This is a genomic window from Nonomuraea sp. NPDC049421, from assembly GCF_040677005.1.
GTDB lineage: Bacteria > Actinomycetota > Actinomycetes > Streptosporangiales > Streptosporangiaceae > Nonomuraea > Nonomuraea salmonea.
On record NZ_JBFAQA010000011.1, the window covers coordinates 55,453 to 73,483 of the forward strand.

13 protein-coding genes are annotated in these 18,031 nt (G+C 69.2%); 7 read left to right on the top strand and 6 right to left on the bottom strand.

The window, feature by feature from the left end:
* Positions 1-416 precede the first annotated feature (416 nt).
* Entirely contained in the window at positions 417-2,957 is a 2,541-nt protein-coding gene (locus AB0K18_RS20095; RefSeq protein ID WP_364916033.1) for a hypothetical protein, read from the bottom strand.
* A gap of 1,534 nt (positions 2,958-4,491) precedes the next feature.
* Between AB0K18_RS20095 and AB0K18_RS20100 the strand changes: the two genes are divergently transcribed.
* The 3 genes from AB0K18_RS20100 to AB0K18_RS20110 all read left to right on the top strand — a co-directional run bounded on the left by AB0K18_RS20100 (position 4,492) and on the right by AB0K18_RS20110 (position 6,876).
* Positions 4,492-4,989 (top strand): SigE family RNA polymerase sigma factor, encoded by a 498-nt coding sequence (locus tag AB0K18_RS20100; protein ID WP_364916036.1) that lies wholly within the window; start codon positions 4,492-4,494, stop codon positions 4,987-4,989.
* Positions 4,986-6,104, top strand: a complete 1,119-nt coding sequence (locus tag AB0K18_RS20105; protein WP_364916038.1) for a hypothetical protein — start codon at positions 4,986-4,988, stop codon at positions 6,102-6,104. Before AB0K18_RS20100 ends, AB0K18_RS20105 begins: the two co-directional genes overlap by 4 nt.
* Before the next feature lie 166 nt (positions 6,105-6,270).
* Positions 6,271-6,876 carry a DUF6461 domain-containing protein gene (locus tag AB0K18_RS20110; protein ID WP_364916040.1) on the top strand — a complete coding sequence of 202 codons (606 nt, stop codon included), beginning with the start codon at positions 6,271-6,273 and terminating at the stop codon, positions 6,874-6,876.
* Here the strand turns inward: AB0K18_RS20110 and AB0K18_RS20115 are convergent.
* A complete protein-coding gene (locus AB0K18_RS20115) occupies positions 6,848-7,480 on the bottom strand; it encodes a hypothetical protein (protein WP_364916043.1) in 633 nt (210 codons plus the stop codon). The two genes, AB0K18_RS20110 and AB0K18_RS20115, sit on opposite strands and share 29 nt — an antisense overlap.
* 101 nt (positions 7,481-7,581) lie before the next feature.
* A complete protein-coding gene (locus tag AB0K18_RS20120) occupies positions 7,582-8,499 on the bottom strand; it encodes a LysR family transcriptional regulator (protein ID WP_364916045.1) in 918 nt (305 codons plus the stop codon).
* 147 nt (positions 8,500-8,646) lie between these two features.
* On the opposite strand from AB0K18_RS20120, the gene AB0K18_RS20125 reads away from it, so the two are divergent.
* Positions 8,647-9,390 (top strand): glucose 1-dehydrogenase, encoded by a 744-nt coding sequence (locus tag AB0K18_RS20125; RefSeq protein ID WP_364916047.1) that lies wholly within the window; start codon positions 8,647-8,649, stop codon positions 9,388-9,390.
* A 212-nt stretch (positions 9,391-9,602) separates the two neighbouring features.
* Here the strand turns inward: AB0K18_RS20125 and AB0K18_RS20130 are convergent, their stop codons facing one another.
* Positions 9,603-10,412 carry a class I SAM-dependent methyltransferase gene (locus AB0K18_RS20130; RefSeq protein WP_364916049.1) on the bottom strand — a complete coding sequence of 270 codons (810 nt, stop codon included), beginning with the start codon at positions 10,410-10,412 and terminating at the stop codon, positions 9,603-9,605.
* A 51-nt stretch (positions 10,413-10,463) separates the two neighbouring features.
* Positions 10,464-11,573, bottom strand: coding sequence for a hypothetical protein (locus AB0K18_RS20135; protein WP_364916050.1), 1,110 nt, complete (start codon positions 11,571-11,573; stop codon positions 10,464-10,466).
* Between the two features lie 212 nt (positions 11,574-11,785).
* Here AB0K18_RS20135 and AB0K18_RS20140 point away from each other — a divergent pair, with 212 nt between their 5' ends.
* Positions 11,786-12,766, top strand: a complete 981-nt coding sequence (locus AB0K18_RS20140; RefSeq protein ID WP_364916052.1) for a GlxA family transcriptional regulator — start codon at positions 11,786-11,788, stop codon at positions 12,764-12,766.
* Here the strand turns inward: AB0K18_RS20140 and AB0K18_RS20145 are convergent.
* The gene (locus AB0K18_RS20145; protein ID WP_364916054.1) at positions 12,759-13,316 is read right to left on the bottom strand and encodes a hypothetical protein; all 558 of its coding nucleotides are present in this window, start codon (positions 13,314-13,316) and stop codon (positions 12,759-12,761) included. The two genes, AB0K18_RS20140 and AB0K18_RS20145, sit on opposite strands and share 8 nt — an antisense overlap.
* 213 nt (positions 13,317-13,529) lie before the next feature.
* Here AB0K18_RS20145 and AB0K18_RS20150 point away from each other — a divergent pair, with 213 nt between their 5' ends.
* On the top strand, positions 13,530-16,961 hold the full coding sequence (locus AB0K18_RS20150; RefSeq protein WP_364916057.1) for a WGR and DUF4132 domain-containing protein: 3,432 nt from the start codon (positions 13,530-13,532) through the stop codon (positions 16,959-16,961).
* On the top strand, positions 16,958-18,028 hold the full coding sequence (locus AB0K18_RS20155; RefSeq protein WP_364916060.1) for an AAA family ATPase: 1,071 nt from the start codon (positions 16,958-16,960) through the stop codon (positions 18,026-18,028). Before AB0K18_RS20150 ends, AB0K18_RS20155 begins: the two co-directional genes overlap by 4 nt.
* The last annotated feature ends 3 nt before the right edge of the window (positions 18,029-18,031 follow it).

An 18,031-nucleotide genomic window follows, 5' to 3' on the forward strand; every position in this document is an offset into this window, starting at 1 on the left:
CCGCGGTGGGCAGCCGACCAGGTCGGCGACCGCGGCTTCTATCATCCGCACGGCACGGACCGGGGTGTCGTCGCGCAACCCGATGACCGCCACGCGGGCCCAGTCTCGCAACCGGTCCAGGTGCTTCCGCTGATGCTCACTGACGACTCGCTGCCATGCGGCGGTCGAGGTGCGGCGAACCGCTGACCCGACATAGTCGATGCGGTATCCGTGGAGGTGCTGCCGTAGCGGCACGTACACACACCGCCGATGGGACAGCGCGCGCAACGCTGGCGGGAGGTACAGGACGGGGTCGTGCGCGACGCGCCACTTTCCGGCCCGACCGCTCATGGCCTCCCACAGTCGAGGTTCGAACCGCAACGTGGTTACCGATCCCCTCACACTGCCATCGCTGGCCCGAGTGCTCGCGTGAGTCGTCACAGATTCACCTGCTCATCACCCATGTCCTCAGAGTTGGTCTCGAAGACATCGTTGGCCTGTGCCTGGGTGCGTGCTATCTCATTTTTGGAGATCAGCGCGTCCAGGCGCGGCGTTAGAGCGCCGAGAGTGAGCGGGTTGACCATGTTGCGCAGGTCGCGGGAGATGCCCTCCAGGCGCTGGTGATGCTCCTCGGAGAACAGGTGCCCTGTCTGGCCGACTTCCTCGAGCGTGTCGACGACCTCGGTGAGGTAACTCAGATTGGTCACGAACCGTTCCAGCGCGCCATGGACGCGCTCCTCGATCGTCTCAGGCCGCGGGACAGCCTGGCCGCCTCCTCTGAGCTTGTATGCGTCTGATGCACGGGTCTGCATCCGTTGGGTGGAGAACGAGTCAAGTACTTCGCGGGGCACGGGGACCGGGACGGTGATGAGGGTCCGCTTTACCTCGCCATTCTCCTTGCACACGTTCCCGTCCGCGTCGAGAACTGTGGCGACCACCTCACGCATCTTCGGCGTGCCATCCTCTTCCAGGAGCCCGGTCCCTGAGTCCGCCCATTGCTGCCAGCGGCCAGTGCTCGGAGCGTCCAGCTGTATCCCAGCGATGACCTCGGGGGTGGGTTCCTCCCACAGCAGTCGGCCCTTGAGCAACTCGCGGATGTAGATTTCACCTGAGGGCACCTTCACGTGATGCTTGATGCCGCGCTCCTTGTCGACGGTGGCATCCATGCCCGCGACCGCGTTGAACGTCTTGGGTCGGAAAAATCCCCTAGCGGTGCCCTGGGAGCCGAGGTCGACCACCGACATGCGGTTCTCCACGCCAGCGACGATCGTGACGATGTCGAATAGGGCGCGCTCTACCTCTGTTGCGGTCCGCGAGGACACCTTGGCCACGAGGGCATCAGTGTCACCGTCCCAGCGTATCGGCGGGTCATCCATCAGCGCTCTCGCCGACAGCGGCTCGAAGACCCGCTTATTCACCCCGGAATCCAAGTCCGGGAAAGTCATCTCGCGTAGTAGGTTCGCCCGGCGTTCCGCCATGATGTTGTTGTAACTACCGCCGTTGCGCTTCGAGCCCAAGGCCTTACCAATGACGGCCCGTTCAGGTCCGTTGCCGTAGACCAACATCGCAGCCGCCACGCCGGCGCCCATTCGGTCGGCCGGTAACCCGAGACTGGCGAGGTCGCTGTACTGGCCATGGCCGGCGAGCACAGCGATGAGCTCGTGGGTCCATTCGATTGGGACCTTCTCACCGTACTTGTTAGTGCGGGCATCGGCGTTGACGACGGTGAAGTGGCCGCCGTCGATGGCGGCATAGAGTGCTTCACGGGCCTTGTCCGCCACGAGCCGCTCAGCCTCGGCGTCGGGGTGGCCAAGGTGGTCCTGGCCATGGAAGTGCTCCTGGATCTCTCGGAACAACGCGACCGCGTCGAGGTTCGCGGGACGGCCACGGTTGTCCTCCACGGCGTAGACGAGGCGAACCGGCATCACAGTGGTATGGAGCCGCTCGCGGACATCGTCGTCGAGCTCGTCCAGGTAAGATGCGGCACTCGTGGACAGGACTCTCTTGAGGTGGCCGAGGGTCATCCCGACTGACTCGGCGATGGTCACTGGTGCCTGCGGGTCCGTTGATGCGTCGGGGTAGATGTCGGCCCGTCGGGGAGCCAAGAGCGGCATGGCCGCCAGCTTGCCCTCGGGGTCGATGCGGTCGTCGCAGACGGCCTTACGGCTGGCGGCGTCCGCAGGTGCGAGCCCTGCCTGAGCAGATTCGAGGTTGGGGCTGCCATCTGGGTTAAGCTGCGCGAACACCGTCTGCATCCACAGGCCGCCGTCCTCGACACCGTCGCGGTAGATGAGATCGCGTAGCGGAGTCCACCCATGCTGTTTTTCCCGGTAAGCCTTCACCTTTTGGTGGGCGTCACGCAGAGTTTGCTGGAGACCTTCAGCGGTGCTGTAGGTGTGCAGCAGTGTAACGAGCGAGCTGCCATGGGAGGCTGCCATACCAGTGGCCATCGAGACCGGCCGTTGGAGGGTGGGGACCTTTGGTAGGTTCCGACCGATCCCGATACGGTAATTGAGGACTTGTTGGAGAAGCACCGCGACCGGGACCATCAAATCCAAGTAGTACAGGGTGTAACCACTCATCGACTTGCGGCCGGCGCGGTGATGCCAGCGACCGTTACTGCGTCGGATCGGCAGGGTCTTTTCGACCTCGTCCCAGTTCAGGACATAGCGCAGCCACTCCAAGAACATTGGATGCAGGCTCATGCCGCCATCTTCGATGATCCGCTGGACACGCCGACGTCGGCGCCTGAGGGCGTCGGCGTCGGCCACCGACCAGGTGTGCGCCCTTTGGATGTGCGGGTCACCACGTTCTTCGTGGTCCTCAGTGGGTTCGAGGCCTGTACTTTCGTGCTGCTCGCCGGTGGCATCGGCCGACGGTGCCAGGTTCACGAGAGCAGGAGGCACGTCGACAATGGCAGACGGGAGCTTCTCCCCGAGATCCGAGGTATGAGCGTCGACAGGGTGTGCAGTAGCCACGGTATGGCTCCTTTCGGAGGATCGGACGGCGCGGCCGTTGGGTACGTCCGTATCCGACTCCCGCGGGGTGTCGTGGTCTCAGTACGCGTCCCGGGTGAGGCGCTTGGCCGTTGCGCAGTCCTGCCACGCTGGCCGCCCTCCGCCTGTCTCGACTCGGTCACATGCCTTCCACCGGTTGATGGAGCCCACATGCTGGTGCCGAACTGGCGCCAGAACGGGTGTGCGACCCGTCCGCTGAAGCATTACCACGCTACGACAGGACACCGACAATTTGTGGTGATGTTAACAGTCAGGTGCCAACCTAGCCTTTCGGCCACTCTAGAATTGCTATGCCTGACTCACCATTAGGTCCGTAAATGATGCCGAGCATGACTATCACCTATTTTTCGGAACTTCCTGAGCATTTGTATCAAACACTCCAAATGCGACCGAACGGCTCTCAAGTGGTTAGAGATGCATTTTTGGGACAGCCGGCGAGCACCCTGCCTGGGCGGGAGCGCCCCGGCCAGGAAGACGAACCGCCAAGGCCCACCCCCGGCCGCCCAGCAGAGATCTCTTCGCCGTCCCCAGATATGGCCGACATGCGCGACCGCGACTACGTCGGCAGCGACGTGGTGGATCCGGATCTGCGACACCAGACGTTCGTCCTACCGATCAAGGAAGCGCTCGGGCCAGGTCGCAATGATGCGACCGATCAGGCTCGGCTCGGTGACGACGATGTTGGACCAGGCTGGCGAGGCTGCCGACCAGTAGCACGGTCCATGCCAGCCAACCCTCGCGGGAGCCGTCCCGGACACTGGTTCTGAGCCAAGATGCCTTGTTTACATTGGGCGAGGGCGGCCGAACATGGCGGCAGTCTTCAACGGGTGCGGGGACATGTGCGGGATGATCTCTCGGGTGGTGCGGGCTGCGAGACGCATCTGCCCAGGCCACGGTACGGAATTCAGCCATACAGCCACCACTCTCCTAAAGCGGGTGCCGCACGTTCGAACTCTGCCGGGGCCACTCACCTAGATCGCCGCATTTGGCCCCTGACCTGCGGTTTCACAACCACAGGGCTTTTGCTTGCCGGGCCTCGGTAGGCAGCCAGCGGTCGCTGCATGCGGCCGTACGACCATGTTCATGGAACTTCTATCAGGCAATACCCCAGGTCAGGCCCTAATTCCGGGTTATCCGCGCAGCCGACAACCCGTCACCGAACGCTTCGGTGCGCGGGCGGCGCAGTCGTCGAACGTGCCGAATACGTGCGTACAGCCGGGAGCGTCCCTCGGGCATCGCCATTGAAGGCGGCGGCAGCCTGCGCTGTGTCCTGGCCGTGGACCGTCCCCGATCGGGCGGCCACCATCCCGGCTCCTTGTCTGCTGGAGGGTCGGGGCTCAGCTGGCCGGGTGATGTTGCCGACAGGGCGGGCGCCCACACCACTCCTGTGGGTGACGTCTGAAGGAGGCGGGCAACCGTTGGTGGGCTTCATCGGGTCATAACGGGGGCCGGGACGACGGGAAGGGCGCGGTTGATGCGAGATAAGTCGGATTTCGTGGCGTATGTCGAGGCGCGATCGCCACGACTGTTACGAACCGCGTACCTGCTCTGCCGTGATTGGGCGCAGGCGGAGGACCTGCTCCAGACCGCGCTGGTACGCGTGTGGCGGGCCTGGGGCCGCGTGGGTGAGCATCCGGACGCCTACGTTGCCCGGGTCCTGGTCAACACGCACCTGTCCTGGCGGCGTCGGTTCTGGCGGCGCGAGTTGCCCACGGAGGCGCCGCCCGAGACGGTCCTGGCGGACGACAAGACCAGCGTGACCGACGAGCGGGCGGTGCTCTGGGCGGCGCTGGGACGCCTGCCGCCGCGCCAGCGGGCGGTGCTGGTGCTGCGCTTCTTCGAGGACCTGCCGGAATCCGCCGTGGCCGAGATCCTTGGCTGCTCCATCGGCACCGTCAAGAGCCAAAGCAGCAAGGCGCTGGGCAAGCTGCGCATCGACCCCGAGATCGCGCCGCCGGCGGTGGCGTCCCGTATGGAAGGAGAGCTGGGATGACGCCTGCCCTGCATCAGCTGCGTGATCTGTTCGACGACATGAGCGCCGACGCGCCGGACAACCACGGGCGCATCGCCCAGCTCGAGCGGCGTATCCGCAGCGACGCCCGCCGCCGGGCAGCCGACGCCGCCCTGGCGGGGGTGACCGTGCTCGTCGCCGCCGGGGTCTTCATCCCCGCGTTCTTGTCTCCCGGACGGGCCGTGCCGCCGCGCGAGACCGCGGTGGCCGTGCAACCGCGCGAGACCACGACGGACGTGCAACCGCGCGAGACCGCGGCGGCCGGCCGGCCGGCGGCCGAGTTGCCGCCGCGTTTCACCTCGGGCGATGGCTCCGCCTATCGCCGGCTCGCCTCGGCCATGCTCAAGGCGGAGTCGAAGGGGGAGACGAAGGTTTCGGTCACGGTTCCGGTCTCGGGCAGGCCGCTGGAGGTGGCCGCGCTGTGCCCGCAGGACGACCCGATCAAGGTGGCGAGACTGAGGGTCATCGTGAACGGCGAACCCACTGCCGGCTGGTTCCAGCAGTGCATGACCCGGCCGGGGTCGGGGGTGGCCCTGGACCCGGTGAGCGTGCCCAAGGGCGTGGAGCAGGTGACCATCACCTTCGACGTCACCGATCGGGACTGCGTTCGCAAGAAGGGCGGGACGTGCCCCACCCGTACGTTCTCGCGGCACGCCGACTGGCCCTTGGCGGTCTATGAGTACACGCCGCCGGCCCGGCCCGTCGAGCCGGATGCGGTCGAGGCGTTCCCCTCCCGGCTGGGGACCTTGAAGCTGGCCGGTCGGGCCTCAGGGGTGTGGCCGCGCGAGGCGTCCTTCGAGCTGACGGTCACGAGCCCGGGCGGCTACTTCCGGATCGAGCAATTGTGTACGGGCGATCTGGCGGATCGGCTTTCCCTCTCGTACCGGATCGGCGACGAAGCCTCAAGAGGGGAATGGGTCTGTAGTCGTCACCGGGACCTGGACGAGACGAATGGGACGTTGTGGAGCGAGAAGATCGCCGAAGGTAAGAAGATCACTATCTCGGGGAAGGTGCGGGTGCGGGGTGGGCATCCCAAGCGCCAGGTGGGCTGGTCGGTGGGGGTGTACTCGAGCAAGATAGTCAAGCTCGCACGCTGAGTTTCCACAGCCAGCCATGAGCCGCCGTACGCGGCGGTCCCGGTCACCGGCTTGACCGCAGCGACAGCGAACGCGCGGCCCCAGTCCAGAGCCGGCATGGCCGGTGCGGTCCATGTCATCGAGTGGGCAGCGCCGGCAGCCACCCGCCCCAACAGATGGGATGTCGATGAATCTTTCCGAGGAAAGCTGGGACCTGCTGCGCGCCTACGGCATGGACGACAGTCTCGTCAGCGCGTGGTGCAAAGGGCTGAGCGTGGAGGAGGCGGCGACGCGGCTACGGGCCGACCTGGGTTCGGCGACGCCATGCACGTGGGAGCGTATCGAGGACGGCCTTGATCCGGCTTCGCCGTGGGAAGGGGTCGTGTGGATCGGCGCGCAGGCACCGGGCTGGGTGCTGATCATCGCCTTCGAGGGGGACCACCTGGCGCTTCCCGAGCCGCAGCGGGCACTGACCGCGAACGGCGGCGAGCTGATCTACCTCGGCTGGCCCTTGTATGAGATGGAAGGCCCGCAGGACCTTGAGTACGTGGTCGATGGCCGGCCGCAGACGAGCGTCTGCCTCGTCGCCCCCGACGTACGGGCGGGCCGCGAACCCGACGCTCTCAACGCCCACATGGAGGGACTCACGCTGGGAGCCGGCAACGACTCCGACACCGTCTCGGACGCCGCGTTCGCGCTCATCGGCAGAGTGACCGGCCGGCCGTTGAGCGCGGACTGGCTGCGGGCCGAGCACACGCGATACGTCATCCCCATGAGCGCGTGGAACGGGTGAGCTGGGTCAGTACTCGATCATGATCTGGTCGTGGCCGTGGGCGGCGACGTCGCGGTAGTAACGCGCGAGCCACCGTAGGTTGTTCATGGCGCGCGCGAATGTTTCGTCCTCGTCGTCGTCCGAACGCGTCTTGTACGCCAGGCGCCATCTCCACGCGAGAGAATTCGCGGCGGATGGCCGCTTCATCCAGTGCCTCGATCGTGTCGGCGGCCTCGATGAGGAACGCTCGGGCGGAGCAGCGCCACGGCATGCCCTGTCCGGAGACCGCGTGGTCGGCGAAGTGCCGGTCGCCGTGGGTGATCCGATACGACAATGAGCGCTCCCTCTCCTCGTAGTCGTCCAGCTGGCGGTAGGTCGCCGGGTCGAGCGCGTACTCGGCTTGCTCATCATCACGTGCACCCGAGCACCAGGGGCCCTCGAGCGTGTCGAGGGCGCTTGGACGGTCCGCCGGCATCGCCTGGTTGATCTCGGACAACGGCTCACCGACGTCGTCGGAGCCGGAGCCGGAGCCGGAGCCGGAGCCGGAGCCGGAGCCGGAGCCGGAGCCGGAGTGGAAGGGCGGCTGCCACGAAGCGGTCTCCCCCACCGCCGCATCGCGACGCATCGCCCGGACCGGCTCCGAGTCCAGCAGAACAGGAACGGCTCCGCAGGTCTATGCCCATCGTCGTACAGCACCTTGCCTTCTTCGACCTCGATACCGAGTGCTCAGGCGTCGCGCACGAGAAGGTTCTGAGCGCACTGCACGAAGTGGGACACCAGCGGGTTGCGGTCGCCGTTCCGGGTGACGACGACCACCTGGCAGGGCTCGATGCCCTCGACGGGGACGGTGGTGAGGTCGTCGCGCAGGGCGGGGCGCGGGTCGTCGGCGGGTACGAGGGCGATGGCTCTGCCGTCGGCGACGGTTTCGAGCTTGTCCTCGAACGTGTCCACGATCATGGGGCCGAGCGGGGCCTGGTCGCCGTTCGGACGGGGGTCGAGCCGCCAGAACCCGGTCCACAGCGCGGCCATGCCGGCGCAGGCCACGAGGGGCTCGTCGGCGAAGTCCGCGGCGGTGACCGACTCCTTGCCGGCCAGCGGGTGGGAGGCGGGCAGGAGGAGCGCACGGGGTTCGTCGTACAGGACGGTCACGCGCAGGCCGTCGGTCGGGATGGGCAGCGGCGTCCGGGCGACGAGCGCGTCGACCCGGCGCTCGGGCAGGGCGGTGGTCTCGTCCCAGTCCAGGTGGCGGGTGCGGACGTGGGCGCCGGGGTGGCGGCGGCGCAGGTCTCGTACGGCGGGCGAGATGACGAGGTCCTCGACGTAGCCGATCGTGATCGTACGCGGCGGGGCGGCGGAGCGGGCGGTGAGCGCCGCCTGCTGGGCCGCGTGCACGAGCGCCTGCGCCTTCGGAAGGAAGGCCGCGCCCGCCACGGTGAGGCGGCTGCCCTGAGGAGTGCGCTCCAGCAGCCGTACGCCGAGCACGTCCTCCAGCCGCTGGATCTGCCGGCTCAGCGACGGCTGGGCCAGGTGCAGTGCCTCGGCCGCGCGGGCGAAGTTGAGGTGCTCGGCCACGACCGTGAAGTAGCGCACCAGCCGCAGGTCGAGATCGATGGCGGGTTGCGATTCCACTCCTGTTTCGGACACGTCATCACCGTATCCGTTATGCGGATCCTGCATGACGAGGTGCGGAACAGGTCTTGGACGCCCAGGTGGGAGCGGCGGTTGACTGAGGAACGTCCCGCTCGTGGACGAGAACCGGTAATCCGAATACCTATGAAAGGGATATCCGATATGAACAAGTACGAGGGCAAGAATGTTGTGATCACCGGCGGTGGGAGCGGGTTCGGCCTGGCCACCGCGCGGCTGCTGGTGGCCGAGGGCGCGCGCGTCCTGATCACCGGGCGTACCCAGGCCACCTTGGACGCCGCCGCTGAGGAGCTCGGCGACCGCGCGATCGCCGTCCGCAGCGACGCCGCCTCCCTTTCCGACATCGACGCGCTGGCCGAACGGGTGAAGGCCGAGTTCGGCACGGTCGACGCCGTGTTCGCCAACGCCGGCGTCAACGGTTTCGCCCCCTTTGAGGCGACCGGCGAAGAGCTGTTCGACGAGTTGATGGCCATCAACGCCAAGGGGCCGTACTTCACGGTGCAGAAGCTCGCCCCGCTGATGGCCGAGGGCGGCGGCGTCGTGCTCACCACCTCGGTCGCCAACGTGCTCGGCCTGCCCATGCTCAGCGCGTACGCGGCCACCAAGGCCGCACTGCGCTCCATGACCCGCAGCCTGGCCCGCGAACTCCTGCCCAACGGCATCCGCGTCAACGCGGTCAGCCCCGGCCCCATCGACAGCGGCATCCTGGAGAAGTCGATGCCCAAGGAGGCCGCCGACCAGACCAAGGCGCAGATGGCCGCCGACACCCCCATGCTCCGGATGGGCACCCCGTCCGAAGTCGCCAAGGCGGTCGCGTTCCTCGCCTTCGAGGCCACCTTCACCACCGGCGCCGAACTCCCCGTGGACGGCGGCGGCTCCCAGCTCTGAGCACGGCCCGGCCGGGGCCGGTGTGGCTTCGGCCGGTCCGGCTAGCGCTCGCAGCCGAAGGGGCCGCGCAGCCGGATGGTGTCTGTCCAGAGGCGTTCGGCGACGGCCCTGTCGGGTGCGGCGGATGAGGGGTTGACCGGGGTGAGCCGGTTGTCGTAGGTGCCGGCGGTGATCGAGGTGTCCGAGGCGAGCCGTACGACGGCTCCTGACCGTCAGCGACCGCCGGAGGATGCCGGACCGTACTGCCAGACGAATTCCAGCCACGGCGGCGCCACCCCCGTGAAGTGCGCCCAGCTGCCCGGTTCCGCGCCCGGGTGGTCCCCTCGGACCTCGGACAGAAATGTCAGCATGAAGCCCTCCCTGATCAGGCTGTTGACGATCCTGCTCAGCGTCTGCCTGTACTCCAAGGGCTGGCGGATGTGCCGGCCGGCCGACGTACGGTCGTAGACCCACTCCTGGTCGGGATAGCTGGTCGCGGCTCCGTCCGTGTACGGGTGCTGCAGGGTGTAGCCCTCCCCGTTCCACGAATGGTGGGTGAGCCCGGAGAAGAACGGGTTGGCGCACATCAGGTAGTAGTGACCGCCATCGCCGACGACCCTCGCGACCTCGCGGAAGACGATCCGGGCGTCGGGGACGAAGGTCAGCGAGTACGGATGCCAGACCAGATCGAACGAGGAGCCGTCGAGGCCCGACAAATCCCGCATGTCCCCCTGGACCGTACGGATGCCGACGCCGTAGTGCTCGGCGGCCAGGCGGTCCCGCTCCAACTGCCCGGACGAGATGTCGAAAACCGTCACATCAGCTCCGAGCAGCGCGAAGGCCGCGGACTGCTGCCCGCCTCCTCCCGCCAGACAGAGCACCGTCCGGCCGGTCAGGTCGCCGGGGATGCCCAGCCGCTCCAGGCCCAGATATGTCCGAGCCTTCTCCACGTCCAGGTCGAGCATAGGACGGGTGAACAACGCCTCCGCCTCGGCAAGCGCTTCCCAGCGTTCCTCGTTGTAGCGGTACACCTCGTCCTGCATGGCGGCCACCCTAGCCACCGTCCGACGGCCGGGGCGAACGATATTCGGGCCTCAGGAGGCCTTCCAGGTGACGGGTTCGGCGCCCTCGGCGGTGGAGGAGAAGGTGACGGTGACGGGCTTGTCGCCCTTGTCGACGAGGTACACGCCGCACTGCTGCACGCTCTTGCCCGGCTGCACCATGCCGTACGGCTGGGAGGACGGGCAGCCCTTGGGGCCGTTGCTGCCGATTGCGATGAGGGTGAGCTTGCGCAGGGTCTGTCCGCTTTCGGTACGCAGGAAGACCGCCTCGTCCATGCCCGGGTACAGCTTGGACTTACCGTTGTTACGGTACGCGAGCGTGACGAAGTACACCGTGGCGGCCTTCTGCCTGGCGTTCAGCTTGTAGTCGGAGAGCGCGCCGGCGCCGGCCTTGCGCACGCTCTTCAGCGCGACGGTCAGCGGCACGTCCTTGTCGTCGGTGTCCTTCCACGTCACCTTGGCCGGCTTGCCCGCGGCCAGCACGCCGCCGCCGACGTCGCCGCCCTCCACCTTCCACGTCCTGGTGACGGACTCGTCGCTGTAGGAGACGGTGGCGGGCTTGGCGTCCTCGGGCAGCAGCACGACCCGGCACTCGGTCGCCTCCTGGCCGGCTGTCAACGTCTTCGGGGCCGTCGTGCCGATGCACGTCTCCAGCGGGCCGGTGCCGGGCGAGGCCAGCGGGTTGCCGCTGAAGAACGAGACGGCCTTGCCGGCGGTGCCGTCGGCGAGCGCCACCCGGAAGTTCCTGACGGCCATGGAGGGCTCGACCGCATCGGTACCGGCGTTGGTGATCGAGACGGTGAGGTAGTGCGGCACCATGCCGCGCATGTCGTCGTCGAGCCGCACGCCGTCGAGGTCGTTCACCGAGCCGCGCGTGAGCTGGGCCGGGTTGAGCGTCAGCTTGTGCACTTTGTCGTCGCGGTCGGTGTAGTTCACTTGCCGCGGTGCGGTGTCGAGCGTCAGCGGCGTACCAGGGGACGCGGGCTTCTCCGCCGCCTCCGTCTTCTCCGCCGCCTCCGTCTTCTCCGCCGTCTTCGCCTTCTCAACGCTCTCGCCGGCGCCGGCGCCTCCACAACCGGCCAGGAGCAGCGCGAGAACGCCCGCCCCGGCGATGGTGCTGATCCGTCGGCTGACGCGCTGCACTACGAACCCCCGTCGTTGCTGACTCTCCTTGTGAAGGACCACCTTAGAGGTGACACGCACCATTCCTCCCGTCGGTGCGGATATCACCTGTGGGGCATGCTGGGCGTTCGCCGGTGCCGGGCCGACCACGGCCGTGACTACGCTGGAGCGGTGTCCCCCGACGCAGCGCTGCTCCGTTCGCCGGGACTGCCTCGATGCCCCGGGAGATGGTGATGAGCGCGACCGGTGATGTCGTCTTCGCTGTGTCCGACGGTGTTCTGCTGCTCGATGTGGCCGGGCCTGTGCAGGTGTTCGACAGCGCGGGTGGGTATCGGGTGCGGCTGGCCTCCGTGGATGGGCGAGCCGTTCGCACCGATGTGGGTGTCTCGCTGGGCGTCGATCTCGCGCTGTCCGAGGTGGGCGGTGACGTGGACACCTTGGTGGTGCCGGGATATCCGCGGGATGAGTTCGCCGGGGTGGTGCCGGGGTTGGTGGACGGGGTGCGGCGGGTGGCGGCCGGCGCGCGGCGGGTGGTTTCGGTGTGTACGGGGGCGTTCGTCCTGGCCCAGGCGGGGTTGCTCGATGGGCGGCGGGCCACGACGCACTGGCAGGCCTGTGCGGCGTTGGCGGAGTTGTATCCCGGGGTGCGAGTGGAGCCTGATGCCATCTACGTGCGGGACGGTCCGGTCGTCACCTCAGCGGGGGTGACCGCCGGGATCGACGTCGCTCTCGCGCTCGTCGGGGAGGATCGGGGTGAGGATCGGGCTCGTGCGGTGGCGAAGTACCTGGTCGTGTTCCTGCAGCGTCCTGGTGGACAGTCGCAGTTCCGCGCCCGCGACGCCGTGGGCGGTCCGCGCTCTGCGACGCTGCGCCGGGCGCTGGACCTCGTGGCCGCCGACCCGTCCGGCGATCATCGCCTCGCCACGATGGCCGGCGCGCTCGCCGTCAGCGAGCGCCACCTGAGCCGCCTGTTCCGGCGGGAGCTGGCGATGACATGCGGTCAGTTCGTCGAACGCCTCCGGGTCGAAGCGGCGCAGGCTCTCCTGGAGTCCGGCGAAGAAGCGGTGCCGGCCGTCGCCCGTGCCTGCGGTTTCGGCTCGGCCGAGACGATGCGGCGGGCGTTCCTGCGGGTGCTCGGCGTCTCGCCGTCGGCCTACCGGCATCGCTTCCGGCTCGCCGACCAGAGGACCGCGCCATGGCGACCGGTCAGTTGACGTACGTGAGGATGATGAGGCCGAGGCCCAGCGGCACATCGAGGAAGATGCAGGCTTCGGCCAGCGACGGCGCCACGACCAGCTTGCGGCGGAGGTGGATCACGTCCCAGATCGCGTGGCTCGCGAGTGCGAGGCCGGCCACGATCACGCCTGCCTGAGGTGCGATGAACACCGCGATCACGGCGGCACCGCCGAATCCGGCCACCGCGAGGGCCTGGGCGAGGAGCGCGGGTCGCGACACGCGCAGGGCGAGGCCGACGACCACCAGGACGACGGCCGCGCCGCCGAGGCCGGCCCACCAAGGTGTTCCGATCAGCTCGCTGACGACGACGACCAGGCTGCCACCGAGGACGGCCGGCCACACGGTCCAGGGTCTGCCCAGCGCCGCCGCGGCGAGGTAGCACACGGCGGCGACGGCCAGGGTGATGGCCAGGGACTCCTCGTTGCTGCCGGTCACCAGGGAGAGGACGGCGACGGCCAGTCCCAGTGCGGTGGGCCAGCGATGCAGGACGAAGCGCCGGCGGCCGGCCGTCGGCGAAGGGGCACTCATGACGGGGAGAGTACGAGAGCGCGATGCGACCGTGAACAGAATGACCGGAGACGTGGAATTGATGGCCGTAAGCGTGGCATACGACTATTGGTGGTGCCGCATATGTGGGTGAACGACTCCCCTGACTGACCGGTCGCAGAGCTTTGTCGGTCGGTCGCGCCATACTCGCCGCTGTCGATCACGATGAGGCAGGGCGGTGGGAGCGGTATGGGCGTGGAGCGCAGGCTGACGTTCGTGGGTGGGGGTTCGGCCAAGTTCTGGGAGGTGCGGCAGGACGGGGCGGAGCTGCACATCCGGTACGGGCGGCTCGGCGCCACCGGGCAGACGCAGGTCAAGTCGTTCGACGGGGACGCCGCCGCCACAGCGGCCGTGGAGAAGCTGGTGGCGGAGAAGGTGCGTAAGGGCTACACGGAGGACGAAACGCCGCAGGCGGGCGGCGGTGGCGTCGCGGATGAGGATCGGCTGACGTGGCCGGTCGCCTGGTTACGCGCTGTTCACCCCCGTCGCGGCGGAACGAAGGTCGCCGTGCGGGGGCCGGATGCGAGCGCACTTCAGAGGCTGGCCGCCGCGCTGGGCGAGCACCGGAAGGCGCTCGCCGGCATGGTGGCGACGTGCCAGGACCCCGAGGTCGCGGCCGCGGGCGCGGCGTACCTGGCGGGAGATCCGGGCGGCACGCCGCTCGGTGCGGCGGTGGTCGCGACGGCGATGGCCGCGACCATCTCGTGGCGCGAGCGCGACGAGCTGTCCCTGTTCGCCGATGCCTGGCTGGCCGGACGCGGCCTGGCGTTCGCGGCGGTGGCCGTGACGGAGCTGGCCTCACTGGAGTACGCCTACCACGGGGGCGCCATGCGGATCCGGCAGGTGCCCAGCGGCGCGGCCCCCGACAGGTGGTACGGCGGACACTCCACGGGGCGGATCGACGCCCGGGTCCGCGCCGTCCTGGCCACCGTGCCCGACACCGAGTACGCCGAGGTCGTCGCGGCGCTGGCGGTGAGCAGGGAGAGCGGGCTGCACCACCGCGTGGCCGCCTCCTACCTGGCGCCCACCGAGACCGGCTGGGTCACGGCCGACTGCACCGAGGTGCGCCAGAACCTCCCGGTCCTCGCCCCACGCCTGCTCCCCGCCATCAGCACGCCGGAGCAGGCCGAGCTGATCAAAGGCCTCGTGCCGCCTTACTCCGTGGGGGACGACCTCGCCGTACCCGTCACGCTCATCGACGGCATGGGCGAGGCGGCCGTGCCGCTGCTGGCCTTCTGGACGGACGGCTTCCCCGGCACGGATGTCAGGAAGCGGCTGCTGGACGTGCTGGCGGAGTTGCCGTACGACACGGCGATGCGGGCGCTCCTCGGCCATGTCGAGCAGACGTACGTGCAGCCGGCCTTCCTGCGCGCCGCCGCCCGCTTCCCGCGCCGCGCGATGCGGCTGCTGCCCGAGTACGACGGCAAGATCGTGGACCTGCTGCTGCGCACCCACGTGGCGACCCACCCCGACCTGGCGGACGAGCGCCTCAAGAAGCTCGTGGACACCACCGCCGCCCCGCGGGAGGCCCTGCCCGACGTGCTGGTCAGCCCGCCGTGGACCCGGGAGCGCAAGGCCCACAGGACGGTCGTGGTCGACGGCCTCACGTGCACCGACGCACCGGCCCTCGTGTGGGCGCCGGGCGAGCGGGACAACTGGCGGGCCAGAACGAGCAACACCTCATGGGACCGGCTCCGGAACTGGAAGGACATAGCACGCGATATCGCCAAGGACGCGGACGGCTACTGGGCCGACGAGATCGCCCTGTTCGTCGCGGGGCCGGAAGAGATGGCCGCCCCGCTGATCGAGCAGTGGCGCCCCGGCGACCTGTGGGGCGCGGGCGACTGGATGCCGACGGTGGTGGCCAGGTTCGGGACGGCGGCGCTGCCCATGGTGCTCGACAGCGCCCGCCGCGCGCCCAGCTCGCTCGCCGCGTCGCTGCTGCCGTTCGCCGCGCCTGAGGTCGCCGAGCTGATGGCCGGTTGGCTGAGCCGGCTGAAGTCCGTACGCATGACCGCCCTGGCCTGGCTGCACCGCCACCCGGCGGCGGCCGCCAGAGCGTTGATCCCGCCGGCCCTCGGCAAGCCGGGCTCGGCCCGGCAGCGGGCCGAGCAGGCGCTGGTGGCGTTGGTCGCGACCGGCCACCGGGACGCCGTGGCCGAGGCCGCCACAGGCTATGGACCGGCCGCCGAAGCCGCGATCGCCGGCCTGCTCGTGACCGACCCGCTCGACGTGCTGCCGGCCACGATGCCGGCGCTGCCCGAGTGGACGGAGGTCGCGATCATGACCCCGATCCACCTGCGTAACGGCGCGGGCGCGCTGCCCGCCGAGGCGGTCCGCCACCTGATGACGATGCTGGCGATCTCCAAGCTCGGCGAGCCGTACGCCGGGCTCGCCGTGGTCAAGGAGAGCTGCGAGGGCCGCAGCCTCGCCGAGTTCGCCTGGGGGCTGTTCCAGCGCTGGCAGGGGGCCGGATATCCGTCCACGGAGAAGTGGGTGATGGACGCGCAGGCGCTGCTCGGCGACGACGAGACCGTACGCCGGCTGACCCCGCTGATCAGGGCCTGGCCCGGCGAGAACGGGCACGCGCGCGCGGTCACCGGCCTCGACCTGCTGGCCTCCATCGGCTCCGAGGTCGCGCTGATGCATTTGCACGGGCTCGCGGAGAAGGGCAAGTTCGCCGGGCTCAAGAACCGGGCCAAGCTGAAGATGGAGGAGGTCGCCGCCGAGCTCGGCCTGACGCCGCAGGAGCTGGCCGACCGGCTGGTGCCCGACTTCGGGCTGTCCGACGACGGCAGCCTGACCCTCGACTACGGGCGCAGGCGGTTCGTGGTGGGCTTCGACGAGCAGCTCAAACCGTACGTCACGGACGCCGCGGGCAAGCGGCTGAAGAACCTCCCCAAGCCGGGCGTCAACGACGACCAGGAGCTCGCGCCGGCCGCCTACCGCCGCTTCGCGGGGCTGAAGAAGGACGTGCGCTCGGTGGCCGGTGACGCCATCCACCGCCTGGAGCAGGCCATGGTGGACCGGCGTCGCTGGAGCGCCGCCGACTTCGCCAGGCTGCTCGTCGGCCACCCGCTGTTGTGGCACATCGTCCGGCGGCTCGTCTGGGGCCTGTACGACCTGTCTGGCCGGCTCACCGGCACCCTGCGGGTGGCCGAGGACCGCAGCTTCGCCGACGTGCACGACGACGCGCTGCCGCTCCCTCAGGACGCCCTCGTCGGCGTGGCGCACCCGATGGAGCTGGGCGACGACCTGGCCGCGTGGGCGGAGGTGTTCGCCGACTACGAGATCCTGCAGCCGTTCCCGCAGCTCGGCAGGGACACGTACGAGCCGGGCCCGGAGCTGATCGCCGAGATCGAGGCCGCGAAGGTCCCCACCGGCTCGGTGATCGGCCTGGAGCGGCGCGGCTGGCGGCGCGGCACGCCCCAGGACGCCGGTTGGCAGTATTGGATCGAGCGGGACGTACCGGGCGGCAGGATCCTCACGGTCGGCTTCGAGCCCGGCATCGTGATCGGCCACCCCGACTTCGCGGAAGAGCAGACCCTGATGATGCCGGGCTTCGAGGACCTCGACCCGATCACCGCCTCCGAGGTCCTGCGCGACCTGAAGGACATCACCCGATGAACGCCCAGCGCCCTCCCGCCGAGCTCCGCCACGCCGACGAGCTGGCCAGGCTGCGGGAGCACGACACCGACGACCGTCCCCCGGGCTGGGCGCTCAGCCTGCGGGCCGCCCGCCGGTTCGTCCTCGGGGACGAGACGCTGGGCGTCAGCCGCAAGTTCGTGGGCGATCCTTCGCTGATCGACCGGTCCCTGGTGGCGCTCGCGACCGACCGCGGGCTGATGCTGGTGGGCGAGCCCGGCACGGCGAAGTCGCTGCTGTCGGAGCTGCTCGCCGCGGCCGTGAGCGGCACCTCGACGCTCACCGTCCAGGGCGGCGCGGCCACCACCGAGGACCAGATCAAATACTCCTGGAACTACGCGCTGCTGGTCGCCGAGGGCCCCTCCACCCGGTCGCTGGTGCCCGCGCCGCTGCTGCGCGGCATGGCCGAGGGCAAGGTGGTGCGGTTCGAGGAGATCACCCGCTGCCCGCTGGAGGTGCAGGACTGCCTGCTGTCGCCGCTGTCCGACCGGGTGCTCGCCGTGCCGGAGCTGAGCGGCCCCGAGTCGATGGTGTACGCGCAGGAGGGGTTCACCGTCATCGCGACCGCCAACACCCGCGACCGGGGCGTCAACGAGATGAGCGCCGCTCTCAAGCGCCGCTTCACCTTCGAGACCGTCTTCCCGATCGCCGACTTCGCGACCGAGCTGGCGCTGGTGGAGGCGGAGGCGACGGCGCTGCTCAAGCGCTCGGGCGTCACCGCGCCGCCGCGCCGCGACGTACTGGAGGTGCTGGTCACCGCCTTCCGCGAGCTGCGCCAGGGGCAGACGGCGCGCGGCGACACCACCGACCGGCTGTCGGGGGTGATGAGCACGGCGGAGGCCGTCTCGGTCGCCCATGCGGTCGGGCTGCGCGGCTGGTTCCTGCGCGGCGAGCCGGGCACCGCCGCCGACCTGGTCTCCTGCCTCGCCGGTACGGCCGCCAAGGACAGCCCGGACGACCTGGCCAAGCTCCGCAGATACCTGGAGCGCAGGCGGCACGGCGACCAGTGGCAGGCCCTGTACGAGGCCCGCCACCTCCTGCCGGGCTGACGC

What these genes read in the sequence shown, in the direction of transcription:
- AB0K18_RS20105 (WP_364916038.1), top strand. Translation starts at nt 4,986, where the DNA reads ATGACGCCTGCCCTGCATCAGCTGCGTGATCTGTTCGACGACATGAGC.
- AB0K18_RS20140 (WP_364916052.1), top strand. Translation starts at nt 11,786, where the DNA reads ATGAGCGCGACCGGTGATGTCGTCTTCGCTGTGTCCGACGGTGTTCTG.
- AB0K18_RS20110 (WP_364916040.1), top strand. Translation starts at nt 6,271, where the DNA reads ATGAATCTTTCCGAGGAAAGCTGGGACCTGCTGCGCGCCTACGGCATG.
- AB0K18_RS20145 (WP_364916054.1), bottom strand. Translation starts at nt 13,316, where the DNA reads ATGAGTGCCCCTTCGCCGACGGCCGGCCGCCGGCGCTTCGTCCTGCAT.
- AB0K18_RS20125 (WP_364916047.1), top strand. Translation starts at nt 8,647, where the DNA reads ATGAACAAGTACGAGGGCAAGAATGTTGTGATCACCGGCGGTGGGAGC.
- AB0K18_RS20130 (WP_364916049.1), bottom strand. Translation starts at nt 10,412, where the DNA reads ATGCAGGACGAGGTGTACCGCTACAACGAGGAACGCTGGGAAGCGCTT.
- AB0K18_RS20155 (WP_364916060.1), top strand. Translation starts at nt 16,958, where the DNA reads ATGAACGCCCAGCGCCCTCCCGCCGAGCTCCGCCACGCCGACGAGCTG.
- AB0K18_RS20115 (WP_364916043.1), bottom strand. Translation starts at nt 7,480, where the DNA reads ATGCGTCGCGATGCGGCGGTGGGGGAGACCGCTTCGTGGCAGCCGCCC.